General features: G+C 45.5%; 19 protein-coding genes. 5 read left to right on the forward strand and 14 right to left on the reverse strand.

Features of this window, described 5'->3' with window-relative positions; genetic code table 11:
• Positions 1-240 precede the first annotated feature (240 nt).
• A complete protein-coding gene (locus QME03_RS08080; RefSeq protein ID WP_273264027.1) occupies positions 241-462 on the reverse strand; it encodes a hypothetical protein in 222 nt (73 codons plus the stop codon).
• A 705-nt stretch (positions 463-1,167) separates the two neighbouring features.
• On the opposite strand from QME03_RS08080, the gene QME03_RS08085 reads away from it, so the two are divergent.
• The 4 genes from QME03_RS08085 (at position 1,168) to QME03_RS08100 (ending at position 5,829) form a co-directional block, all read left to right on the forward strand.
• Positions 1,168-2,727: a sulfatase-like hydrolase/transferase gene (locus tag QME03_RS08085; protein ID WP_410521765.1), complete on the forward strand. Its 1,560-nt coding sequence runs from the start codon at positions 1,168-1,170 to the stop codon at positions 2,725-2,727.
• A gap of 95 nt (positions 2,728-2,822) precedes the next feature.
• Positions 2,823-3,680 carry an enoyl-ACP reductase FabI gene (locus QME03_RS08090; protein WP_110370020.1) on the forward strand — a complete coding sequence of 286 codons (858 nt, stop codon included), beginning with the start codon at positions 2,823-2,825 and terminating at the stop codon, positions 3,678-3,680.
• Between the two features lie 747 nt (positions 3,681-4,427).
• Entirely contained in the window at positions 4,428-4,829 is a 402-nt protein-coding gene (locus QME03_RS08095) for a hypothetical protein (RefSeq protein WP_274947424.1), read from the forward strand.
• A gap of 94 nt (positions 4,830-4,923) precedes the next feature.
• Positions 4,924-5,829 carry a cytochrome b family protein gene (locus tag QME03_RS08100; protein ID WP_281724037.1) on the forward strand — a complete coding sequence of 302 codons (906 nt, stop codon included), beginning with the start codon at positions 4,924-4,926 and terminating at the stop codon, positions 5,827-5,829.
• Positions 5,830-6,181: 352 nt separating this feature from the next.
• Here QME03_RS08100 and QME03_RS08105 read toward each other — a convergent pair whose 3' ends face one another.
• The 7 genes from QME03_RS08105 to QME03_RS08135 all read right to left on the reverse strand — a co-directional run bounded on the left by QME03_RS08105 (position 6,182) and on the right by QME03_RS08135 (position 12,664).
• On the reverse strand, positions 6,182-6,931 hold the full coding sequence (locus tag QME03_RS08105; RefSeq protein WP_273146209.1) for an exodeoxyribonuclease III: 750 nt from the start codon (positions 6,929-6,931) through the stop codon (positions 6,182-6,184).
• Between the two features lie 6 nt (positions 6,932-6,937).
• Entirely contained in the window at positions 6,938-7,579 is a 642-nt protein-coding gene (locus tag QME03_RS08110) for a DUF4840 domain-containing protein (protein ID WP_281724038.1), read from the reverse strand.
• Between the two features lie 76 nt (positions 7,580-7,655).
• Complete coding sequence (gene folE / locus QME03_RS08115) at positions 7,656-8,237, reverse strand: GTP cyclohydrolase I FolE (protein ID WP_110370021.1); 582 nt, start codon at positions 8,235-8,237, stop codon at positions 7,656-7,658.
• Positions 8,238-8,456: 219 nt separating this feature from the next.
• Positions 8,457-9,143, reverse strand: coding sequence for an SPOR domain-containing protein (locus tag QME03_RS08120; protein WP_025816569.1), 687 nt, complete (start codon positions 9,141-9,143; stop codon positions 8,457-8,459).
• Between the two features lie 163 nt (positions 9,144-9,306).
• The gene (locus QME03_RS08125) at positions 9,307-11,382 is read right to left on the reverse strand and encodes a BT_3928 family protein (protein WP_025816571.1); all 2,076 of its coding nucleotides are present in this window, start codon (positions 11,380-11,382) and stop codon (positions 9,307-9,309) included.
• Between the two features lie 87 nt (positions 11,383-11,469).
• Positions 11,470-12,027 carry a DUF1599 domain-containing protein gene (locus QME03_RS08130; RefSeq protein ID WP_025816572.1) on the reverse strand — a complete coding sequence of 186 codons (558 nt, stop codon included), beginning with the start codon at positions 12,025-12,027 and terminating at the stop codon, positions 11,470-11,472.
• 229 nt (positions 12,028-12,256) lie between these two features.
• Positions 12,257-12,664, reverse strand: coding sequence for a hypothetical protein (locus QME03_RS08135; RefSeq protein ID WP_025816574.1), 408 nt, complete (start codon positions 12,662-12,664; stop codon positions 12,257-12,259).
• Between the two features lie 387 nt (positions 12,665-13,051).
• Between QME03_RS08135 and QME03_RS08140 the strand changes: the two genes are divergently transcribed.
• Positions 13,052-14,482, forward strand: a complete 1,431-nt coding sequence (locus tag QME03_RS08140) for a CCA tRNA nucleotidyltransferase (protein ID WP_110370022.1) — start codon at positions 13,052-13,054, stop codon at positions 14,480-14,482.
• A gap of 1,040 nt (positions 14,483-15,522) precedes the next feature.
• Here the strand turns inward: QME03_RS08140 and QME03_RS08145 are convergent.
• The 6 genes from QME03_RS08145 to QME03_RS08170 all read right to left on the reverse strand — a co-directional run bounded on the left by QME03_RS08145 (position 15,523) and on the right by QME03_RS08170 (position 24,541).
• Positions 15,523-15,981, reverse strand: a complete 459-nt coding sequence (locus tag QME03_RS08145) for a nucleoside deaminase (RefSeq protein WP_025816577.1) — start codon at positions 15,979-15,981, stop codon at positions 15,523-15,525.
• A 395-nt stretch (positions 15,982-16,376) separates the two neighbouring features.
• Positions 16,377-18,422, reverse strand: a complete 2,046-nt coding sequence (locus QME03_RS08150; RefSeq protein WP_281724039.1) for a thioredoxin-like domain-containing protein — start codon at positions 18,420-18,422, stop codon at positions 16,377-16,379.
• Between the two features lie 120 nt (positions 18,423-18,542).
• Complete coding sequence (locus QME03_RS08155) at positions 18,543-19,655, reverse strand: TlpA disulfide reductase family protein (RefSeq protein WP_281724040.1); 1,113 nt, start codon at positions 19,653-19,655, stop codon at positions 18,543-18,545.
• 155 nt (positions 19,656-19,810) lie between these two features.
• Complete coding sequence (locus QME03_RS08160; protein ID WP_281724041.1) at positions 19,811-21,685, reverse strand: PKD-like family lipoprotein; 1,875 nt, start codon at positions 21,683-21,685, stop codon at positions 19,811-19,813.
• A gap of 93 nt (positions 21,686-21,778) precedes the next feature.
• Positions 21,779-23,053 carry a DUF4843 domain-containing protein gene (locus QME03_RS08165; protein ID WP_281724042.1) on the reverse strand — a complete coding sequence of 425 codons (1,275 nt, stop codon included), beginning with the start codon at positions 23,051-23,053 and terminating at the stop codon, positions 21,779-21,781.
• 12 nt (positions 23,054-23,065) lie between these two features.
• Positions 23,066-24,541: a RagB/SusD family nutrient uptake outer membrane protein gene (locus tag QME03_RS08170; RefSeq protein WP_281724043.1), complete on the reverse strand. Its 1,476-nt coding sequence runs from the start codon at positions 24,539-24,541 to the stop codon at positions 23,066-23,068.
• Positions 24,542-24,543: the final 2 nt, after the last annotated feature.

Below are 24,543 nucleotides of genomic sequence, written 5' to 3' on the forward strand. Positions count from 1 at the left end.
TTAAATACCCAAAAATCGCCACAATTAAACGTTAAAAATGCACCCCCAAACGCACCCCCTACCGTTACATTTCGTTTTGCAACGCACCCCCAAACGCACCCCCAAACGCACTCCCACCCCGTCTTTTTAACATTTCCAACCTCTAAAATAGGGGTGCAAATGGCCGCATGAACACAAAAACGGCCTGCGTGCCGTTCAAATTGCGCACACAGGCCGTTCAACCGCTGTTTAATCAATGTTTTAGCGAACTTGCTTCTTTGCAGTATGGCGTATCAGCTCGCCTGCCCTGATAACCGCCTTCTTATTCAGCACAACGCCCCCTTTGCTTAGTCCCACGCGCTCCAGCGAGCTCTGAGTTATGCCCAAGTCCTCTGCCGTCAAAACGCTGTAAACGGCAGGGATAGAACCAAAATAATAATTGCGCCGCCCATGCAGCAGATGAACATGAATAACCTTTGTCATAATCGTAATATTTGGGCACAAATATACAAAATAATAACTATTTACGATAATTCAATAAAAACAAATTTAACCCAACATCGAATATCGCTACATGGAAAGCAGGGCAAAACCTGAGCAACGAACGGTTAAAACACCCCATAGCCCTCAACATAAAGCATCCTGCCCATACACTAGGAACAACGCTTTGTATGGTAGTTGTTAGGCCCATACAAAGCAAAAGAAACACGCGAAAACCCCTCGCCGCAGCTACCAATGTAACATTCACCCCTCGAACACCATTCAAAAAACGCCTACATGTAACACGAATGTAACGCGAATGTCACATCTCGTTTTACCCCCACCTCTCCATCCCTTTTCGTAACTCCCTGAAAACTAACGCAATGCTCCTTACCTCATTTTCACGTTTCGTTATACCCCCCGTACTTTGTCAAAAATTAAGGTAAAGACAAAAACATTTGTCGCTCTAAACAACAGGTATAAGGGCGCAAACCGATGGTAACAAGTAGTAATGTGGGGGATTTTCGCCCCTCTCCAGATGGCATTAAAGCCCACCAACTCACCCATTGCCAGTCTTAATGCAACAACATAAAAACTAAAAACCACATTTAACAACGCGCGCGCTAACACATAGTGCGCATAAACAAAACTATGTTGCCCAGCGGAACAGCCCGTGCAGCGACAAATAACCAAACAATACTGCAAACGATGAAGAAAATGAAGACCTATCCTGTGCTCCTAGCTCCCGCATTGCTTACGGCCGTAGGTGCACAAGCTAAACAGGTGAAGAACAATCGAGCCGACGACACACGCCGTCCAAACGTCATAATCATTTATGCCGACGACTTGGGATATGGCGACTTGCAATGTTACGGCGCCAAAAACGTAGAAACACCCAATGTAAACCGCCTAGCAAATCAGGGGGTCCGCTTTACCAATGCTCATGCCGTGGCTGCAACAAGCACACCTTCGCGCTACTCGTTACTCACTGGCGAATATGCTTGGCGACGCCCCGACACCGACATCGCACCTGGAAATGCAGGTATGATTATTCGTCCTGAACAGTTTACCATTGCCGACATGTTTAAAAGTGTGGGCTATTCCACATGCGCCATTGGCAAATGGCACTTAGGATTGGGCGACAAGGGAGGCGAACAAGACTGGAATGCACAATTACCAGCAGCCCCAGGCGACTTGGGTTTCGACTATAGTTACATCATGGCAGCCACGAGCGACCGTGTTCCTTGCGTGTTTATCGAAAACGGACACGTGGCCAATTACGACCCCACAGCACCTATAGAAGTGAGCTATAAACGCAATTTTGAGGGCGAGCCCACTGGCAAAACACATCCCGAACTGCTCTATAACCTCAAGTCGAGCCATGGGCATGATATGAGTATTGTTAACGGAATTGGCCGTATTGGTTATATGAAGGGCGGTGGAAAGGCGCTTTGGAAAGACGAAAACATAGCCGACTCAATCACTACGCACGCCATTAACTTTATTCGCGACAACCAACATCGCCCCTTCTTTATGTATTTTGCCACCAACGATGTGCATGTTCCACGTTTTCCACACGCTCGTTTCCGTGGGAAAAATGCCATGGGCTATCGTGGCGATGCCATTGTGCAGTTTGATTGGAGTGTTGGACAACTGATGAAAGCCTTAGAGCAATATGGATTGGCCGATAACACACTCATTATTTTGAGTAGCGATAATGGCCCTGTGGTTGACGATGGTTATGCCGACAGAGCCGAAGAACTACTCAATGGGCACAGTCCCGCTGGCCCATTCAGAGGCAACAAGTATAGTTCGTTCGAAGGTGGAACAGCAGTTCCCGTAATCGTATCGTGGAAAAAGGGCATAAAGGGCGGTCAGCAAAGCAATGTTTTGATGTCGCAAATAGACTGGCTTGCGTCTTTGGGCCAACTTATTGGTGCTCGATTGCCAAAGGGAGCAGCTAGCGACAGCGAAGCCCGAATGGAAAATCTCTTGGGTAAGAGCAATGAGGGGCGCCCCTGGATTATCGAGCAAAGCAACTCACGTGTGCTCTCGGTGCGCACTCCGCAATGGAAATTTATTGAGCCTAGCGATGGAGAGAAGATGATTTCGTGGGGTCCGAAGATTGAAACGGGTAATAATCCTGCTCCGCAGCTTTACGATATGACAAAGGGCGAATACGAAAAAGACAACGTAGCTAAAGAAAATCCCAACGTGGTGTTCGAACTACAAAACGTATTGCGCAGAGAAAGAGCGAAGAAAAGGTGAAAGGGTAAAAAGGCTTATAAGCCCTTTTCACATCATTCTCTTGGTATTCTAGCGTAAAAACCGTAATTTTGCAGGGAATTATTATCAATACAATTATGTCATACAACTTATTAAAAGGTAAGCGCGGTGTTATTTTTGGAGCGCTCAACGACATGTCAATCGCATGGAAAGTGGCAGAACGCTGCGCCGAAGAAGGTGCAAGCATTGTGCTGAGCAACACCGAAATGGCCCTTCGCATGGGCGAACTAGACGCGCTGGCAAAGAAGATTAATGCCCCTGTTGTGGCTGCCGATGCCACCAACTACGAAGAACTTGAGAATGTATTTGTACAAGCTCAAGAGCTATTGGGTGGCAAAATCGACTTTGTGCTACATTCTATTGGAATGAGCCCTAACGTGCGCAAGCGTCGCACATACGATGATTTGGACTACAATTGGCTGAACAAGACTCTTGATATCTCGGCTATCTCTTTTCACAAGATGCTGCAAGCCGCTAAGAAGGTAGACGCAATTGCCGAATATGGTTCGGTAGTGGCACTTACATACATTGCCTCGCATCGCACATTCTTCGGTTACAACGATATGGCCGACGCAAAGAGCTTGCTAGAAAGCATCGCCCGTAGCTTTGGTTATATCTATGGACGCGAAAAGAACGTGCGCATCAACACCATTTCGCAATCGCCTACACCCACAACAGCAGGTAAGGGCATCAAGGACATCGACAACATGATGGACTTTGCCGACAAAATGTCACCACTTGGAAACGCTTCTGCATTGGAATGTGCCGACTATTGTGTTACGCTCTTTAGCGACCTTACTCGTAAGGTTACTATGCAAACACTCTTCCACGATGGTGGTTTTTCGAACATGGGCATGAGTCTGCGCGCCATGAACCAATACAGCAAGGACCTTGGTCCTTACGAAGACGAGAACGGAAAGATTATTTACGGATAATTTAAACGGTGTTTTGCATCGATTAGCTGGTGTGTCAATGGTTACACCTAGCATTTGCGATGAGAAAACACTCCGTATTCATACCGCAAACGCTGCTCTTGCCCCAAACAAGGGTGGCGTTTGTTTGCTTTTTAAACAGTATGCGCTGGCGTCTTAACCTTTTTGTGTGGAGAAAATAGAACAAAGCATCAATTGAAATCCACCATTTTTACCAATAACACCACGCTAGCTTACATATAAACCGCTTATAGCATCACATCATTGTTTTCTTCATTATGATACCTCTAAATATCATTGATAGAATATACTTTGCGGGCGAACGTCTTTATGACCTTGGAGGTTTCAGGAGAATGAACGGACCAAGTGCGATAGTCTATGTTTTAACTCTTCCATTCTTTTCATTATTAAATAAATTGCATGAGCAAAACCTGCTACCTTTTAATAAAAAGTTCGCGCTCCTTTACATACTTGCTGCTTTAGGAGGTCTTTATTTCTGTGTTTGGTTAGTATATATAAAGCGTGGCCGACACGAACGCGTAATGAATTACTATAGCAGCAAGGCAATAGACACTCGCGGATGCCACTATTTCTATATTGTCAGCGGAATTGTTGTGGGCTTAGTAATCGCAATTATAATTACCATATATGGTTCTTCTTTTCTTCCGAAATGACTTTTATAACACATAGAAACAAATACAACTAGGATACAAAGATTTTAGAGTCTTACAATCTTACCAATTTACCGTTATGGCACATTTTAACATCATTGATAGAATATACTTTGCAGGCGAACGAAGCCATGATAGAGGCGACAGAAAAGTAAGCGGACCAGGCGCAATAGCAATGGGTTTACTATTCCCTTTACTTATATTGTTAGACAAATTGAATAAACTACACTTGCTGCCTTTTGGTAAACAACTCTCAATACTATATGTATGTGGATCCTTTTTAGCGCTTTTCGTCGGTATTTGGAGGTATTATGTAAAGACTGGTCGACACGAACGCGTGATGAATTATTATCGTGGAAAGCCAACAGACACCTCTACATATAACTATGCGTATATCATCGGGTGGATGATAGCGTGTCTTGTTGTAACACTGCTAATACACCAATGCGACATTTCCCTTCCCCCACGACAGGTTTTATAGCGCCTCTTCAATTATTACCGATGTCTATTGGAGTAATACCCCTAGCTACTTTATAATAGCTTAATTGGGGAAAAACGTTTAATCAAAGCTCACGATGAAAGAACAAATCATAGAACTATTAAAACAAGGACGCAAGTTAGAGGCTGTAGCCACAGCACATCGTTTGGGTGTAGGAACATTGGAACAAGCCAAACGATATGTTGATGCCGTGGAAAGCGAAACGATGAACAGCAATTGCCCTAACGACAACGACCAAGTAGCACGAAGCTGGACAGTGAGATACGATGGTGACAAGCCCGTCTCTATTACCCTACGCGACCATCGTGGCGAACGACTAGTGGTGGAAGGCTCGGCAGAATGGCATTCTATTCTGGCTCAAGATGGATTGTTAAGAGCCGCTATACAAGGCAAGAAAGGCGCTAATGCAGACTCGTGGAATAATCACGAAGACGAGAAAAGCAACACAAGAGGCTTTTGGACTCGAAAATATAAAGACGGAACACTCAAAGAAATCGTCCTCGCCCTACTGCTAATCGTTTCGGTATTCGGAACTTTGTTCTTTCTATTTCGCAGTGGCGCCTACGGTTACTGGGGTTTGGTGCAACAACTGGGCTACGCAGCGTTTTGTTTCTTTACTGCATTTGTCCTGTTTAGAGTTGCATTGAAGGAAAAAGATAAGTTTTATTGGCGCATTTTAAGAGCATTAGTGGGCATTGGTGCCAGTGTATATGCTTGCTACATTTCGGTGAATTTAGTGAGAGATGTCTTTATAGACGATGTTAAGGTTTACCAAGGTAAGATAGGACTAAGTACTTCTACTTCTAGAAAGCGAACCAATTACTACATTTATTGGGAGAGAGAAAACGGAAGCACGAAAGAAGAACATAATATTACTCGTGCACTTTACTACGATTTGCAACCCTATCAGTATGCGCGAGTAGTGTATTGGCCCAACACAGGCGTGATAAAAAGCGTGCAACCGCAATTTGCATGCCCATGAAGCAACCAATGTAATAAAAACCAAACGTTTGCGATTAAACCAACGTTTTCGTTAAGCCAGATGAACAATGTCAAGCTTGCTCGTACATTGTCATGGCGAGAAAACGCACTTTTCAAGGAACGAAAAGAACGTTTTCGTTAAGCCAGATGAACAATGTCAAGCTTGCTCGTACATTGTCATGGCGAGAATTGGAAATCGCCAACACGGAGCTTTAGGCGAAGTGGAAAGGCAAAACGCACTTTTCAAGGAACGAAAAGAACAGAAAAATCTTCACAAGCAGAAACAAAAAAACACCTCATTGCCCTTTCGCAATAATCAACGATTGGCAATGAGGTGTTTTACATTTATCCTATTACTTTAACTCCAGTTCTACAGGACAATGGTCGCTCCCCAACACATCGGTGTGAATTTTGGCATCAAGCACTTCGGGTTGCAGTCTGTTCGACACGAGAAAATAGTCAATGCGCCACCCCGTGTTGCGTTCGCGAGCCTTAAACCTATACGACCACCAGCTATAAGTAACCTCTTCGGGATATTTCCAGCGGAAGGTATCTGTAAATCCAGCGTCCAACAGTTGTGTCATCTTTTGTCGTTCCTCGTCGGTAAAGCCAGCATTTCGCCTATTGGTTTTCGGATTTTTCAAGTCTATTTCCTGGTGTGCCACGTTCATATCTCCACAAACAATCACAGGTTTCTTTTGGTCTAGGCTATGCAAGTAGGCCTGAAAATCGTCTTCCCACTGCATACGATAGTCCAATCTTCTTAGTTCGTCTTGCGAATTAGGAGTGTAAACCGTTACCAAAAAGAAATTGTTCATCTCCAAAGTAATCACTCTTCCCTCGTGGTCGTGCTGGTCAATACCTATGCCGTAAGTAACATTCAGCGGTTTATGGCGAGTATAAATAGCCGTACCAGAGTAGCCTTTCTTGTCGGCATAGTTCCAAAACGACTCGTACCCTTCAAATTGCAAGTCAAGTTGTCCGGCCTGCATTTTTGTTTCTTGCAGACAAAAGAAGTCGGCATCTAGCGTTTTGAATATGCTTTCAAAGTCTTTTCCAACTACGGCACGCAGTCCGTTAACGTTCCAAGAAATAAACTTCATATAGGATTATTGTTTATCGCCCTTAAGATAGAAGGGCATTTTAATTTCGTAAGTTTGGTTATCAAGCGTGATACGTTCGATAAGCAAACGAATAACTTGTTTGCCATTGTTTTGTTCCAACAATTGGCTTAACCTTTGAGTTTGGATATTTCCAGTTTCGATATGGTTCGCAAAGGTAAGTTTGCCGTTGGTGTCGTCGCATCTCACATCGATGGGTTCGCCCGCAATAGGGTTTGCGAGGTAGTATCCTTTCGTGTAATAATCTTCCAGCAGATACGAAGGCAACTGCACTTTCATCTTCACTTCAGCCGGATCTGCTTTAGAAATTTTGTTTTGCAGTTCGGTTCCAGCTTGCACTAATCCACTAACAGCCTTCACGGGGAATCTATTTATCACCAGCATAGTATCAGCAGTGATGGTCCAAGCCACATTAATCGAGTCGTATTTATTCTCAATGTGGCTTTTTCTGAAGTACAATTTGCCGGTATAATTGCCTTTAACGGCATTCATAATAACCGCGCGTTCGGTATTAGAGATTTGTTTATACCTAATTTCTTGTCCCTCGTCACCACCATTAAGACAAGCAGTTAACGACATCATTGCCATGCCACAGAGGGCAAAAGCAGCCATTTTAAATGTTTTCTTCATTTTGTTCATTGTTGATTATAACTACGAGATAAACGCATGTTTGCGTTTTTCTTGCATCTCATACCTATAAAAAATGTTATTTAGGGCGTATCAAGTTCATAAACTCTTCACGTGTTTTAGCCTGATTAAAGGCGCCACTAAAGTCGCTAGTGGTGGTTACCGAGTTTTGTTTTTCCACGCCACGCATCTGCATACAAAGGTGTTTAGCCTCTACCACCACCATCACGCCAAGCGGTTTAAGTGTGTCTTGAATGCAGTCTTTTATTTGTTGAGTCATGCGTTCCTGCACTTGTAGGCGATGACTAAAGATGTCTACCACACGTGCTATTTTGCTTAAGCCAGTGATATAGCCGTTAGGAATATAGGCAACGTGCACTTTACCGAAGAAGGGAAGCATATGGTGTTCGCACATCGAGAAGAAATCGATGTCTTTAACGATAACCATTTGGTTGTATTTCTCTTCAAAAAGAGCGTCGGTTAGCACCTTTCTGGCGTCTTGTGTATAGCCTCGAGTAAGCACCTGCATGGCTTTTGCCACGCGCATAGGTGTTTTTTCAAGCCCTTCTCGTGTGGGGTCTTCGCCCAAGAGGGCCAACACCTCTTTATAATGGGCGGCCAATTGGTCAAGCCCTTCTCTGTATTCTGGTTCCAAGTTCATGATTAGTATTGTGGCATTGTTGATTGTTTCGCTCGTTTTTGTTCTTTTCGTTCCTTGAAAAGTGCGTTTTCTCGCCATGACAATGTACGAGCAAGCTCGACATTGTTCATTTGGCTTAACGAAAACGTTCTTTTCGTTCCTTGAAAAGTGCGTTTTCTCGCCATGACAATGTACGAGCAAGCTCGACATTGTTCATTTGGCTTAACGAAAACGTTGATATTAATATTGCACCGTTATTTTTCCTTTCACGATAACCGCTTGTTTATACCCCAGCGCCTGTATAGCGTTGAGCATGCGAGTGGCCTCTTCAATGCTGCGATAATTACCCACTCGGCAAATCCATCTTGGCGAATAAAAGTGCACATAGATAGGCTGGTCGGGGTAAGCAGCTTTAATCCGGTTTCCAGTTTGTTGCGCTCGGTTTTTGTCGTCGCGCGAGTTACCGCCAGCATAGGCTTGCACGCGGTAGCCATCCACCTTATAACCGCCCTTCATCACCTTTTTTCGGGTGTCTATAACGGGGATATTTAGGTCTCCACCATCGTCGCCAAGGGCGTTATTCTTTTGCGTTGATTCCCTTTTATTGGTTTCGTTCTTATGCATTTGTTCCGTTTCACGCTTGTCGTTGGGCAATCGCGAGGCGGTGTTTGTTTCGGTTGTTGTTTTACCGTTAAGAGTTGAACCGTTGTTTACGGTTGTAGCTGTTCGTTCGTTGGGATTTGGGTTAGCCCACTTCCCTGCGTTACCCTTGCCGTTAACCAATTGTTCTATTGCGGCACTCTGTGTGACGGTCACAACACCTTGCGTTTTGGTGTCGCGACGGCGCAAATAGTCGGTAAAGGTTTGTGCCTCTACGGCTATTGTTATACAAACCAATATGGTGATAAGCGTTACCAGACGTTTCATTGATATGGATGTTGGGGCGTGCGCTGTGTGTAGCCAAGTTTTGTTTTGGTATATCAGCAGGCACTCCGCGTTAGAGAAGTGGATGTTAAGTATAGCGGAGTAGCCCTGTAGGCAAGCTTTCGTTGCCCGAAAGAGCCACTCCGCCAAGAAGTTTCATTGCTTGTTATTTCTTCCAAGCGTCGATAATACCCTTAAAGTCGGCGCATTTCAATGCAGCACCGCCGATAAGACCACCGTCGATATTAGGTTTAGCAAACAGTTCGGGTGCATTGCTGGGTTTAGCACTACCGCCATAGAGGATAGAAGTGTTTTCAGCCACCTCGTTACCATATTTCTCAGCGATAACCGAACGAATGAAAGCATGAATTTCTTCAGCTTGTTCAGCAGTAGCAGTTTTACCCGTACCGATGGCCCAGATAGGTTCGTAAGCCACGATAACGTTAGCAAACTCTTCTGCAGAGAGGTTAAACACCGAGCCTTCGAGTTCGGCTTTCACCACTTCGTTTTGTTTATTAGCTTCGCGTTCGGCCAAAGTTTCGCCGATGCAGAATATCACCTTCAAACCATTTTTTAGTGCGAGTAGCACTTTTTCTTTCAAAATCTCGGGTGTTTCATTGTAATATTCGCGACGTTCAGAGTGTCCAAGTATTACATATTGTGCACCAGTGCTCTTCACCATCTCGGCCGAAACCTCGCCAGTGTAAGCACCTTGCTCTTTGTCGGCGCAGTTTTCGGCACCCAGTCCTACGAGTTGGCTATCCAAAACACCAGCCACGCTAGCCAAGTGTATGAAAGGAGTGCAGATAATCACGTCGCAATTGGGTTTGTCGGCTGCCAAAGCGTCGTTTACTTCTTTTGCCAATGCCAGGCCTTCTTGCAGGTTGAGGTTCATTTTCCAGTTACCTGCTACGATCTTTTTTCTCATTTTTCTTCTTTTTATCTTTAACAGTGTATATAATTTATTGCGTCTTCTTTGTTTCTTAATCCATTTTGTCCACGTCCAAAGTCGGTCGGCCAAGGTGAGCAAGAACAGTGGGAGCACAAACCAAAGCACCACCTTGGTGATGCGTGCCGTTACGCTAGCGGGGTCTATTTGTCCAATACTCTGTTTCTCGAGCGGTGCATCTAGCCTTTTTAGTTGAGGCAGAGCGTTATGACTCCATTTATTAATCACCACGCCATCTTTAATCAGCATTAGCCCGGGGTTGCTTCTTATCATTGTTTTGAGCGTGGTGCCATCGGTGATATAGAAAGGATATTCGGCCCCAGTGAGGTCTTGCCAACGGCTAATTGCTGCGTCTCCGCTTGCCGTTAGGCACATCATGGGCACGTTATGTCGCTTGGCATACTCATAAATCTGGTCAATCGCACCAAAATTGGTATCGTCTGCATGTTCCAAGAATGGCGATATCAGCAAGAAAGTGTATCCTTTGCGGTTTAACACCTCGGTTGTGATGTTGTCACCATTGTTAGGGTCTTCGATAGAGAAATCGTGAATAGGAGGCACGTAGCCCTCTTCGGTCTGCACGGTCTTACTATCTACGAAGGTCCACGTTGAGTCTGGATAATTCTCTAACGTAAATTCGCGTGTCTCTCCGTTTTTACTAAGTACGAAGGTTGTTTCGAATTGGGGTTGTTTTGCCCCTGGAGGGATTTCCATTCCCTTGCGTAGGTCGGCCCCAACATGATAGGGTCGGAAGTCGAAAAGGGGCAAAGTGTAGAGACACCAGGCACTCGACACGATGATGAAGAGCAGTGTATAATTGGTAACAATCCATTGATTGCTCTTTGAAACAAATCTTACCATGTGTAAGGGCCATTTTACCACCACCACAGCAGCCAGCAACAGCACAATGTTTTTGGCCAAGGTCTGCCCGTTGGTGAGATGGATGGCATCGCCAAAACACCCACAATCCTTCACAGGGTTAAAGAAATACACCCACAATGTGATGAGAGTCATCACGCTCATCAGCACCATCAGCAGCTTCGAAACCAATCTGCGCTGTATGGCGAAGAGCATATAAATGCCCAAAGCAAACTCTGTTGCAGCCAACACAATGGCGGTGAAGAGCGTCATCCATTCAGAAACGTAGCCCGAAAGTCCAACGGCTGTTAAATAGTCGTCAATCTTATATTGTGTGCCCAGTGGGTCGATGGCCTTGACATACCCCGAGAGTACGAAGACGGCAGCCAGCAACAGCCGGCACACATTGGTAAGTATATATATCAATCGGTTCACTTTCTAAATGCTGAGTACCTGTTAACGTCACAGGCCTTGTTGGTTATCCCTTATGGAAAAACCGCTTTTTTGCCACGTGTGTGTGCGTCAAGCGGTTTGATTTTCTTTCAACTTGATGGCGCCAAACACAGCATAGTTAATGATATCCATGTAATTGGCATCAATACCTTCGCTCACCAGCGTTCCTCCTTCAAGGTCTTCCATTTCTTTTATGCGTTGCAACTTGGTGAGTATAAGATCGGTATAGCTACTAACCCGCATCATTCGCCACGCCTCATCATAATCGTGGTTCTTCTTAAGCATCAGTTTGAGTGCCTCGTTGGCATACTGATTATAGAGGTTTAGAGCCTCTTCAGGTGTTAGGTCTACTTCATCAGCAAACCCTTTTTCCAACTGTATCAGTCCCACAATGCCATAATTCACCAGAGCAATAAATTCGGGGCGAATGCCTTCATCCACCATTGCCGTTCGTTTTATTTCGAGCGAGCGAATGCGTTTGGCCTTAATCAGGAGCTGATCCGTTAGCGATGTGGCCCTTAGAATGCGCCACGACGCGCCATAGTCGTGCAGTTTTCTCGTAAAAAGGTCTGCACACTCCTTGAGCGTGTCTTCAAACTGTACTTCTGTTGTTGTTTGTTGTGTCATCGTTCTTATGTTTTTAGGCCATTATACGTGGTGTGCTTAAACACATTGCTTGTTCAACACGCGAGGCTTTTGCATTGCCGAGCGCAGCCTAAGTTCTGCAAACTTAGTGCAAGCGAGCGCAATTAAAGCTGGCTTTTGCATTGCCGAGCGCAGCCTAAGTTCTGCAAAATTACACAATTATCGGCAAACGACAAAAGAAAAGGCACGAGTTATCGTGCCATGCGCGCCATCATTGCGCTTGTTTTTTCTGAATAGCCTTCACCATTTGGCAAAGAGCCTCGTAACGAATTTTCAACGAATCGCGCCTAACCAGCAATCGCGCCTTGTGTTGAGAAGTGAGGTTTGTGACCTTTAATGCCTCCTCTTGCACCTGCAAAGCCGAGTCGGTACGAGCTATATCCACCTGCGCCAACTTCATCGACGCTGTTTGCCAAAGGCTCAATGCAGTTTTTCGGGCATTGATGGCGCGCGGAAAACGGTCGCGCAACGCACTAATAGAGTCGAGCACATCCTGATATTGTGCTGCCTTATACAAGCTATCTATCTTAGCAAGCAGCGGTGCAGCCTTCTCGTCTTCGCTCTTTTGGCAGCTCGCTGTTACAGCAACGAGGGCCAAAAACAAAAATATCTTTTTCATTTCTAGTGTTTTACAAGCCATTAAGCTCATCCTTTGGGGGGTTATCGGTTATTGGGTTCATGGGCTTTTGATGTAGTTAGGGGTATTGTTATTTTATACACAAATGGCAAACATCGCTCGTTTCGCCTTATGCGTTCCAAATTGCCCCTTGAAGCACCATAATTTACAAAAGTAATAATAAAAAGCGAAACCGCCGAACCCTCTTTGCGTATTTTAAAATTTATTCTACAAATTGCACTCCATTTTGTATTCGCTAAGCCACAACCTGCCTGTCACCGCTTCAGCGAAACACATCTTGACAACATAGTCTCCTAAAATATAATGCACAACAAGCAACTATCAACTTTTATGCGTAACTTTGCACCATTAAAAAGACTTGTATTTAGAATGAAGATATTATCAAATGCCCAACTGGCAGAACTCCTCGATAAAGACATTTTTCACCAAATAGGCGAAGCTGCCGATGCCCTTGGCGTGCCTTGCTATGTGGTGGGAGGATATGTTCGCGACCTATTTTTGGAACGCCCGTCTAATGATATAGACGTGGTTGTTGTGGGCAGTGGCATACAAGTGGCCGACGCACTGCGTAAAAAACTTGGGAAAAAAGCGCACATATCGGTGTTTCGTAACTTTGGAACGGCACAAGTGAAGTTCAAAGGATATGAAATTGAGTTTGTGGGTGCACGAAAAGAAAGTTATAGCCACAACTCGCGTAAGCCTATCGTGGAAAATGGCACACTGGAAGACGACCAAAACCGCCGCGACTTTACCATCAACGCCATGGCAGTTTGCCTTAATGCCCAAAACTTTGGACAACTGGTCGACCCCTTCGATGGGATATACGACCTTGAAGATGGTATTATACGCACACCGCTCGACCCCGATATTACTTTCTCTGACGACCCGCTGCGCATGCTGAGATGTGTGAGATTTGCCACACAACTGCGCTTCTTTATCGAAGACGAAACGTTTGATGCACTTACACGAAATGCCGAACGCATCAAAATTATTAGCGGCGAACGTATTGCCGACGAACTAAACAAAATTATGATGACGCCGCAACCCAGCCGTGGGTTTGTGGAATTGCACCGCTGCGGACTGCTTCAACTTATTTTTCCCGAACTCACTAGACTGGATAATGTGGAGACTCGCAACGGACGGGCACATAAAAACAATTTCTACCACACGCTCGAAGTGCTAGACAATATCTGCCGAACCACTGATAACCTGTGGCTTAGATGGGCGGCCTTGCTGCACGATGTGGGTAAAGCCAAAACAAAACGCTGGGACCCTGCAGCGGGGTGGACTTTCCATAATCACAACTTTATAGGCGCAAAGATGGTACCCGACATGTTTAGACGCTTGAAACTGCCACTCGATGCAAAGATGAAGTATGTGCAAAAAATGGTTGACCTGCACATGCGCCCCATTGTTATTGCCGAAGACAATGTTACAGATAGTGCTGTGAGACGCTTGATGAACGATGCTGGCGACGATACAGACGACCTGATGACGCTTTGTGAGGCCGACATCACCAGCAAAAACCATAACAAGAAGCAACGGTTCTTAGACAATTTCCGCATTGTGCGCGAAAAACTGGCCGACCTCAAGGAGCGCGATTATAAACGCTTGCTGCAACCTGTGATAGATGGTAACGAAATTATGGAGATATTTCACCTAGGGCCGAGCCGCGAGGTTGGCACGCTTAAACAAACGCTGAAGGATGCTGTGCTAGATAATCGCGTGCCTAACGAACGCGAACCGTTGATGCAACTTTTGATAAAGAAGGCTCAAGAAATGGGCTTAGACGTGAACTAAGACACTAGGCTTAGGCTAACAGCGACTCCTTATTTGCGCGCACGCCACGAAAATAGCGTTCTAGCTTATTTCGACCTTAACGCTTTCGCGGGGTGCAATCGTGGGCTTATATGTTTTTAACCTTGTTTTATTGGGGATTTAAGTTGTGCGGACCTACAAAATGTAAAATATTTCACATAAATTTTAACATTATGAGTGGCTTTTTTCTCATCAACAGCCCACTCGCTCGCAAATAATCGATTCTCGCGAGAGTTTGTTGAGGAGAAAAAAGAATTAAAGTGACGCGTCTTGAAAAACGAATTTTCGACGAAATTAACCGTGTTTTGCATAAGATTTTATGCTATTTGCAGCAAAACACAACGCTAAATGCAGCAAAACGCAGTGCTAACTCATGCAAAACGCAGTGCTAACTCATAGAAAACGCAAGGCTAACTCATGCAAAATGCAAGGCTAAATGGTACATTTTACACATATTTGTCTACGTTTTGGTATGCTCAATGCAAAACTTCTCACGTGTTTTTAGAGTAAAAAACGCCTTAAAAAGTAGCTTTTTAGCGACAAAATGCTGTATTTTTGGCAATGAAAAATGGCGCGTCAACGACAAAATAGAAAGGTAAAATGGTGCAAAACGCAGTTGTTGCGTTCAAAGTTGATGTAAAAATAAAATTCGGAGGGTTTAAAAAGGAAGTAAAATGTAGGTTTTTGGCCTAAATTTTCGCTAGAATGGTGTGGCCGAAAGCATGTGTTTTGTAAAATTTTATTACCCAATTAACAAAAAGGGAAGAAAGCTGTTTTGCGAAAACCAGCACCATAAATTAACCCCAATCGCTAGAGCTAGAGCTGTTTAGATATTATATATGATTGAGCACATTGCTTGTGTTATTCTTGAAGGCAGTGGTGCACTGCGTAAAAAGAATAAGACAAGCAACAAGTTCCCATCTTTCAACACGCTTGCGAGCATTGCTACACGGCACATTAGTTTGCATTGGCGAACACGAAGAACACTTACAATGCTAAGCAAGCACAAGAAACGAGAAAAATTACTTGCGCAAATCGGCAAAAAAGTTTTTCATCAAATCGCTACATTCATCCTCGAGCACGCCAACCGTAACCGTGGCCTTAGCATGTAGCACCTTGGGAGCAAAACGCTCGTAACCCCGTTTCTCGTCGCGCGCACCATAAACAATGCGTCCCAACTGTGCCCATCCGCATGCGCCAGCACACATAGGACAGGGTTCGACCGTGACATAGAGTGTGCATTCGGGCAAATATTTGCCTCCGAGCATATTGGCAGCAGCCGTTATGGCCTGCATTTCGGCATGTGCGGTGACGTCGCAAAGCGTTTCGGTGAGGTTATGCGCACGCGCCACCACCCTACCCTTACAAGCAATAACCGCCCCAATAGGCACTTCGCCTTTTTGCAAAGCCAACTGAGCCTCGGCCAAAGCCTTGCGCATCATCTGTTCGTCTATTTGTTGTTGTTCGTCGTTCTGCATCATGTATATTGCGTTTTAGGTTGTGTATGGCCTTAATAAGGGCAACACACATGCAAAAGTAATACATTTATTCGGAAAAAGCGCGTGTATTAGGCACAACAAGGCCTTCTACCGCTCGTTATGCTGTATAAAACGTGTTATCATCAACATCACTGTTTACAAACACCCCATAGGCCATTGCGGGCTGAAAACAGCTTTCACAGCATTTATCATGAGCTTTATAAAGGCGTAATGAAAAACAAAGAGGTTGGGCCATGCGAGGGCAGAGCTCGGAAAAACGAAGAAATAAGCCACAAAAGAAAAACGCTGAACTTGTTTGCGCAAGTCCAGCGTTTACATGGTGTGGTGTATAAACAGAGCCCTGATGCGCGCCAAAGCTCGCACCAGGGCAAGAAGTTTTATTTCTTAGGTTCTTCTTTCTGATAATAGAGGTCGCCCGAGAGAATTTGTTTAACGCGTGCCACCAGTTCATCGCCTTGAAGCGTAAGCGAGATGGCTTTGCCTTCTGGGTCGATAAGCACGTGCATTGGTGCATGTTCAACGTTGAAAAGGCGTACCGAAGGCGAGGCTTCACCCTTGAAGTCGCAAGCTTGCAACCATCCTGCAGCCTCAATACCAAGCGACTTAACGGTTTTTTTCCATTCTTTGGCGTTGGTGTCGAGAGAGAAACCTATCATCTCAAACTTATCTTTCGAAGCGCGGCTATCGGCGTACAGTTGTTTTAGCTTAGCCAATTCGCGTTGGCTATCGGCATTGCCCGAAGCCCAGAACGTTAAAAGCACATATTTGCCTGTGCTGTTGCTAAGTTGTTTGACTGTGCCATTGGCCAAAGGCAAAGCAATATCGGGCACATCGCTTCCCTGCATCAACATGCGCGAACGCACACTGTTTTCTAGAGAACGAGCGTAGGCAGAACCTTGTGCCTGTGGTGCAACAGAGGCCGAAAGTTGGCGGCCATATTCTTTATTAAACAGTGGTAGCATGTCGCGTTCCATAAGCATAGGCATCAATTCAGAAGTATTGTTGTCGAGCAAGAACTGCAAGCGTTCGGCAATCCACGAAATTTCGGCAATACCGCGAATGCTGGCAACATCTGTTTTTCCTTCAGCCGTATTGAGATAAGCTTCGCCTTTAGTGGCTCGAAGTTGTGCAATACCATCGGCAATTTGTTTGTCGCGTTGACGTTCAAGTGCCACATACTGCTCGTAAAGCGGTTTGTCGGGGATGGTTTGCGCCTCGTTAATCACAGCCGCCTTAATCGTATTCTGCCCCTTTGAGCCATTGGCTTGCTTGGCATCAACATTTTTCATCTTTCTTACAGCGTCGATGAGCTGTTCGCCACGTAGGTCGAATGCCACAATATTGCCATCGGGACCGATGAGCACAGTGCGAGGAACAGCCTCAACATTATACAACTTAGCAGCAGGCGAGCCCCAGCCCTTCAAGGCAGATATATGCAACCAGTTGGCATGCTTTAGGCCATTGCGTTCGATGCAGTCGGTCCACTCTTTCTTTTTACTATCAATAGAATAGCTCAACACCACGAAAGGCACTTTGCCTTGCGTTTCGGCCAAAGCCTGCTTGATAACGGGGAACTCGCGTCTACACGGAGCACACCACGATGCCCAGAAGTCAATGAGCACGTATTTTCCACGCAAGTCTGACAAGGCCAGGCGCTTATCATCGGGTGTTTGGCCATCAATATCGGGTGCGGGTTTGCCCACTTCGAGGTTGGCAGCCCGTACCAAGTTGGTTAGTTCGCGATACATAGGATGCTTGCGCACATCAGCAGGAACTGCGTTGAGATAGGTTTCTTCGAGTACTTGTGGTGTAAAGAACCTAAAAAGGTCGTACTTGATGATGTATAATGCAAAGGGAGAGTCGAGGTGACTAGCTACGAAACGCATGGCCGCCGTGCGATGCGACAAGCTATTGGCATAGTAAGTGGCACGCTGATAAGGGAAGAACGCCTTTTCGTCGTTACGTTTTTCGGGTGGAAGACTAGAGATAACCTTGTCCATTCGCACCTTAGCAGCATCAACACTGGCATCGTTTGCTTTTTGATAAGCAAATAAAGCATCGTTGGTGGGCGTACCTTTTACCCTTGCACCCACGGGGAAACGTGCATCGAAAGGTAGCACGGTGATTTCTCCCGCTTCAAGAAACAGCTGCACAGCGCCATTGTCGAAACCTGTGATGTGATAGGGAGCAACAGCACCAGGGGCAGTACCTTTGAAGCTAAATTGGCCATTTTGCACCACAGCAGAGTCGACAACAATGTCTTGTCCCTGAACTTCATGGGTGAGATACACCTTCTTTACGCGCTCGGGCGTATAGCGCAACGAGTCGACACTCATTGTTCCTTTTATCACATAGTTATTGCTTTGCTGTGCCATAGCTGGGCAGGCACAGAGCAGCAACACACTGAGGACTTCTTTTTTCATGTTGTTTGTTATGTTGTTTTTTGTTGTTTTAAAACCACAGATATGATGGAGAAAACAGGCTTTGCAGCTAAGCGATACCGCAGTGAGCAGCCTCTAGGCTATCTCCATCACATAATACCCTTACTTTTCGGTCTCTTCGGCAAACAATCTGGTAACAAACTTACGCAGGTCTTCACCATGTAGGCCGGTAGCCAAGATGTTATTGTTGGCGTCAAGCACAAATATAGCCGGAATGGCAGTGACACTGTATAGCTTTGCTACTTCGTCTTTCCACCCCTTTAGCGACGACACTTGTGTCCAAGTGAGTTTATCTTGCTTAACGGCAGCAAGCCAACGGTCGCGTTTTTCATCGAGCGACACGTTAACAATCTCCAATCCTGCAGCATGATAATCGGCATAGAGCTGTCGCAAAATGGGATTATTGAGCCTACACGGACCGCACCACGAAGCCCAGAAATCAACGATTTTAACCTTACCAGGCATTTTGCTGAGGGTGAAACTACGTCCCTCGGCAGTGGGCAAAGTAAAGTCGGGAGCTTTGCTACCCTTGCTTATCATCTGCAAACGCAATATGCGTTGTTGCAAGATTTGTCCGCAACGACTTTGCTTAGCCTTATCGCCCAGTTGAGCATAAAGTTGTTTAGACACTTCCAAAGACGCATCTTGGGTTTCGGCATCTTGCAACATAATGGCTGCCGAGAGAATGTTGTTGTTGGCCGAGAGAAAGGCTGCACGTTCGTTTTCGAGCGCTTTGCGCATGTGTGCGATAGTGTCGTTAACACGGCTTGCGCTACCATAGCGCAAGGCTTTACGAAGACTATCGGCTCGATTTTGTAAGGCAGATAAGCTTTTCATCATGCTCATGCAACGCTCTTGATAAGCCAAATCGGTGTCTTGGAGTCCCTTACCATGTATAAACCATCCCTCGCCATCGCGTAATAAAGCGTTATAACTGGTACCAGGTTCGATAAAAAACGAGAAACCACCTTGATAACCCACCACACCTAAACGAGCTTGCATGGGCTCAGAGATTTTGATATTGGGCATGGAAAAGCGTCCATTGGAGAATGGAACGGTGCAAACGGTATTCCAACCAGTTTCAGAATTGCGCACAAGAAGTTGCAAATTACCTACGGGTATGCCCTCTATTTTGCCTTCAATGCTACTAGAAGCTTGGGCAAAGAGCGAAGTGCTAAGAACCGAAAACAATACCGTTAAGAAGATTTTATACATAATTAGAGGTGTTATTTATGATTTTTTTTGCTATTGAGCGAAACTAATGACTACTCGGCCTGGGACTAATGAGCCTGCCATCAACGTGTTTTGTGTTTAGTGAGCTATTCATTAACGCATAAACTCATCAATTCGCAGACTCATCAATCACTTTTCTATCTAATAGGCAACGAATAAGAATACTCGCGAACAAACTGGAAGTCGAGAATATTACCCAATTTTCGTCCATCGTTATCAGCGTCGTAGAACAGCGTCGCGAAAGACTCGTCAACATCTGATGCCGTATTGAGTTTTATTTCGGCGATAGCACCATTGTCACCTTTATTCATACCGATGGTGAGATAACGACCCAAGTCGGCAGAATAAAGGAAGTTATCTTCTGAACGGAACTTCATACAAGTGATGGTATATCCAGCAGGAGCCGAATAGAGCACAGTTTTATCGCCGTTATTGGTGTTGTATCGCACCACGTCACCACCATCTGCATAGAAAACATAATTGGTGCTGAACCACGTGTTGTACATCACAGTAGCCAAGATGGATGGTGTGAAGCCCTCCAATTTCTTTGCTTTGATGGTGTATGCAGGTTCGTCGCTACTACCACCATTATCCTTATCGCTCTCGGCAGCCGTAGAGGTGAGTTGATAGAGATAATAATTGGGTGCATCCTTATCGCGGAAAATAAAATAAGGTGTGGCCTTATCGTAGTTCTCGCGATATTGAATAAAGCCATAAACAGCTTTCTTTCCAACGGGCGATAGCGCAGCCTTAAGTCCTGAGAAGTCAACATGGGCATCGAGCACAGGATTGTTTAGTTGCGATTGATATGCCTGTTGTTCGGCCCAGATGCCATAACCATCGTCTTTGTTAACATACAAGAAGCGATTGTTGCGTGCATCCCAGAACACAAAATTGTTGGCCGAGATGGCACAAGCTGTAACGTTATAGTTGGCCACAGACCCCTCGGTGGCTGGTGTTTTGAAAGCAGGGATGGTGCGCGCCGTAAGGAAACGTCCGTCTTTACCAAGCATATAATAGAAGTCGGACTGATTAGAGGGGTCGCCCTCCATACCAATTTTGTCGGGCAAGAACGTGCCTTGCGCACTCATTGGCACCACAAAATCTTTATAAGCAGTGAGACGTGGCGTCATACCAAATGGGTCGTAGGTTTTCACAACGCCCTTACTAGAGAACACAATGAAGTTGTATTTCTTCACAAAATCTCGTCCTTCGGCAACCAAGCCATAATGAAACATCAGCTTATAGGCATCGACAAAGGGATTTTTCTCGTCTTTATAAATAAGCTTATAAGCATCGCTACGAACATTGGTAACGGCTCCCACCTTCTCAACATTACCCAAGAGTACGCTTCCAGGCTTGCCATGGAGGAAGAAAAGACTGTTTTTATAGATGGGGCGGGTGGCTACTGCAAAGTTTTGATAGCGCGAAAGCCCAGTGGTGCGGTCGTAAACCTGCAAGCGAACATTAAAGCGTGTGGTCTTTCCCACAGGCAGTTCCACATCCAAATAGCCTTTCGTCTTTACCGTATCAGAAATGGTCTCCTTACCCTTTTGATAAGAACGAATCCAGGTAAAGTCTAACTGGTCGAGCCCAGATTGTAGCGTTTGGGGTACTTGCACCTCGATTCGCTTATGCGTTTCGCTTTCGGTGAGAGGCTGTGTAAACTCGATGGTCTGCCCCGTAAGCATCTCAACCGTGGCTGGAGTGAATATAAGCGTATCGATAGAATTCATGCTATCGAAGTTATATGTATAGTTACCTTTGTCTTCGTAGCAAGCAGTAAACAAGCCTGCAGCTAGTACAAAGAGACAAACAGCCTTACCCCCAACCCTCTTCCACGTGGAAAGGGGTAAGGAATGATGCGCCATGCCCTGCTCTATTGCGGCAGCGGGGGTTGGTGTTTCAGTAAATGGCACCACCGTTTTAACGGCCTTCACAGCGCTTTGCGCGGTTCGCGCAGCTCTTATCATGTGCTTGCGTACCTCTAATATGGTTATGTTATTCGTCATTTCTAGGATTATTTAAACGTTAATGATATGACATGCGCCAGGCGATGCTATCAAAGCAGAGCGCCCAACGCCCCTTGCCTTATCCTCTATGCCTTAAGGCACGTTAGGGAAAGTGAAAGGATAAGAGCCGTGTGAAAGTTTTTCGCGGAACAACTTGTTGCAAGCCTTGATGGCAGCTTCACCGCCAATTGAACTATCCCAATGCACATTTCCCCACTCGTTCATCACTGGGAACATCTGATTGAGTACAAAGTCGGCCCCTTTATGCTCGAGCCAAACGCTAATCATAAAGCGATATTTGGCTGCAGAATACGTTCCGTAGTACTTTTCTATCAACGCCTTTCCACCTTGTTCGTCTTTCCAAGGCTGTGGCTCGACGAGTTCGTAGTTGGCATTAGCCATCATAGGAATGTAAAAATTGCCCTTATACGAATCGCCCGAACGCCATCCATCAAGATAGAAGGTGTTGTATCGCTGCATCATGAGGTGCACCGCACTGAGGTTTAGTTTTCTCATCGTGGCCTCGTTTCCACCCAATTGAGCATATTCGTTGGCCGTTGTGATATCCATACTGTTGCAAAGTCCCACGAAAGCTCCACTTTGATAGTTGCCCAAATAAGTATCTTGTAGCGAGGACCAATACCAAGGCTTCTCGTAAGCGTTGTCGTTAGTAAAGGGGATGGCTATCGTTATGGCAGTTTGTGGCGAGGCCTTTTGCACCTTGCGCAAGCTGTCGACGCCCGCAAGATTCCATTGTACAAACTTATAATAGTCGCGTTCGTTATAGAAATCGTTACGCTTTGTAACCTTTACCATCAGCTTCATCTTATCAGCAGTCCATTCGCCTAGATACGAACTGGCCATGCCATCCCATTGAGCAGGCTTAGAATAGGCTTCTTTCACATGCACGGTAAACGCTTGGAAATCCTTAATACCTTCGCCAATTTGTGATTCGGGGTCGCTGGCATCAATGTAAACTTGTGCTTGAAAAGTAGAATCAACGATAGAAGGACGTTGAGCCAACACCGTCACAGTTTTTTCGTGTTCGCCTGGTTTAAACACAACCTCCGGACAAACGACCATGGCTTGTGCCACACCTTCAACGGCTCTTGACTTGAGAACCACCTTTCTGGGATGGTCGCTATCGCGTCCCATGAGTTTGAGTTTCAAAGAAACGCCAATCTCTTTGGGAGCAGTGAGAATGGAGTCGGCAAAGTTAACCGTTGCGTTAAGCGCCTCTTTATTGCCATAGCTAAAGTAAACGCCGTCGCCATTTGCATCGTAAGTAGGCACGGCTTGTTCGCTACACGCAGTAGAGAGCATGCAACCAAAAGCCGCGGCAAATACATATCCAAACTTATTCTTCATTTTCATCGTGGTTTAAGGGTTGTTATGAGTGGTGTTTGCGCCGTTTTGCGCATCGTGAGATGCCGTCCAGCCATATTCTTTCTCGGCATCAGGAAGTGGGAATTCGTAGCGTTCTTTCGACAAGGTAACGGTGTTGTCGTAAGCAAGAGTCGTCATTCCATGTCGTTTCAAGAAGAACCAGTATTGCCCTTCGGCATAAAATTCCTTGCGGAACTCGCGGTCTAAGGCTGTGGTTCGACTGGCTTCGTTAGCAAAGTTCACATTGAGCGAACGCGAATATCCACGTTTGTTGCGCACCATATTTAAGTATTGTGCCGCCTGATTGAGGTCGGGTGTCATTTCGCAAAGGATGTAATACATCTCGGGAAGGCGTATCAAGGGGATTGCTTCTTTAGGATTGGTGTTGTATTTGCGAGACAAAGCCGTTTTGGTAGAGGCGTGTTCGTAGAACGCAGCCGACTTAGTACGCATGTCTTCACGACGGTCGCCAGACACTTCGAAGTAGCTATTAAAACGTTCGGAACGAATAAAATACTGGCTAGTGTACTTATCTCCATCGGCCCAATGCGAAGAAAGAGACTGCGAAAGATGGTAGAGATTAAGTGCACAAAGGCATTCTGAGAAGAGCACGGGGTCGTCTTGATTGCTTGAAGCCAAGGTCAATCCACAGTTATCAATCACTTCTTTGGCGCAAGCCACAGCATTGGTGGCATCGCCAGCATAGCAATAGATGCGCGCCAGGAGCGCGTTCACAGCATGATAATTAAATCTAAAGCGACGTTCGCTGTCGTCAAGGCGCAGTTTTTTCTCGTTTGCCAACAGTTGTTTAGCCTCATTGAGGTCTTTCAATGCTAAAGCCACAATTTCTTTTGCGGGCAAAAGTGGTTGTTTAGAATTATCGGCCACCTTTCTATATGGAATGCAGTTAGCAGCTGCAGCCGTTGCATCTGTGCCATACTTCCATGGCCCCCACGCCCTAAGCAAATCGAATTGGCAATAAGCTCTAGCAGCAAGTGCCTCGGCTCTGTATGCATTTCTTGTATTAGCATTGCGAATAACGGCTTCTCCTTTATTGTCGAGCCATTTAAGAAGATTATTGCAATTAGCAATAATGTTATAGAGTTTTAACCACGATTGAGCCAGCTTTTGCTTGGTGCGGAAGCCATCTGTTGTGGCTGTGGCATAGTTATAGATAGCCATACGGTCGTTAGCACCATCGGGGATGTAATCGTATTGTTGTGCCAATTGGTCGAGCATGCCAAACGACATGTTGCCACCATAAGCGCCTTGGTCGGTCATCATGAGGTAGATGCCAGTGAGTGAGCTTTCGAAACCAGCCTCGGTAGAGAACAATTCTTCGGCCTTAAGGTCGGTTTTAGGGCTCACATCGAACCAATCCGAACAAGCTGTGACAAGCGATAGTGCCAAACAGCAGGTGCCCATTCGGCACACCTTATATAATAGGGAGGGGAATTTTAAGTGCTTCATAA

Origin of the sequence: Hoylesella shahii (assembly GCF_937990675.1) — a bacterium.
Classification (GTDB): domain Bacteria; phylum Bacteroidota; class Bacteroidia; order Bacteroidales; family Bacteroidaceae; genus Prevotella; species Prevotella shahii.

Coding starts and splice junctions, on each gene's coding strand:
- QME03_RS08080 (WP_273264027.1), bottom strand. CDS start 462: ATGACAAAGGTTATTCATGTTCATCTGCTGCATGGGCGGCGCAATTAT.
- QME03_RS08085 (WP_410521765.1), top strand. CDS start 1,168: ATGAAGAAAATGAAGACCTATCCTGTGCTCCTAGCTCCCGCATTGCTT.
- QME03_RS08090 (WP_110370020.1), top strand. CDS start 2,823: ATGTCATACAACTTATTAAAAGGTAAGCGCGGTGTTATTTTTGGAGCG.
- QME03_RS08095 (WP_274947424.1), top strand. CDS start 4,428: ATGGCACATTTTAACATCATTGATAGAATATACTTTGCAGGCGAACGA.
- QME03_RS08100 (WP_281724037.1), top strand. CDS start 4,924: ATGAAAGAACAAATCATAGAACTATTAAAACAAGGACGCAAGTTAGAG.
- QME03_RS08105 (WP_273146209.1), bottom strand. CDS start 6,931: ATGAAGTTTATTTCTTGGAACGTTAACGGACTGCGTGCCGTAGTTGGA.
- QME03_RS08110 (WP_281724038.1), bottom strand. CDS start 7,579: ATGAAGAAAACATTTAAAATGGCTGCTTTTGCCCTCTGTGGCATGGCA.
- folE (WP_110370021.1), bottom strand. CDS start 8,237: ATGAACTTGGAACCAGAATACAGAGAAGGGCTTGACCAATTGGCCGCC.
- QME03_RS08120 (WP_025816569.1), bottom strand. CDS start 9,143: ATGAAACGTCTGGTAACGCTTATCACCATATTGGTTTGTATAACAATA.
- QME03_RS08130 (WP_025816572.1), bottom strand. CDS start 12,027: ATGACACAACAAACAACAACAGAAGTACAGTTTGAAGACACGCTCAAG.
- QME03_RS08135 (WP_025816574.1), bottom strand. CDS start 12,664: ATGAAAAAGATATTTTTGTTTTTGGCCCTCGTTGCTGTAACAGCGAGC.
- QME03_RS08140 (WP_110370022.1), top strand. CDS start 13,052: ATGAAGATATTATCAAATGCCCAACTGGCAGAACTCCTCGATAAAGAC.
- QME03_RS08145 (WP_025816577.1), bottom strand. CDS start 15,981: ATGATGCAGAACGACGAACAACAACAAATAGACGAACAGATGATGCGC.
- QME03_RS08150 (WP_281724039.1), bottom strand. CDS start 18,422: ATGAAAAAAGAAGTCCTCAGTGTGTTGCTGCTCTGTGCCTGCCCAGCT.
- QME03_RS08155 (WP_281724040.1), bottom strand. CDS start 19,655: ATGTATAAAATCTTCTTAACGGTATTGTTTTCGGTTCTTAGCACTTCG.
- QME03_RS08160 (WP_281724041.1), bottom strand. CDS start 21,685: ATGACGAATAACATAACCATATTAGAGGTACGCAAGCACATGATAAGA.
- QME03_RS08165 (WP_281724042.1), bottom strand. CDS start 23,053: ATGAAGAATAAGTTTGGATATGTATTTGCCGCGGCTTTTGGTTGCATG.
- QME03_RS08170 (WP_281724043.1), bottom strand. CDS start 24,541: ATGAAGCACTTAAAATTCCCCTCCCTATTATATAAGGTGTGCCGAATG.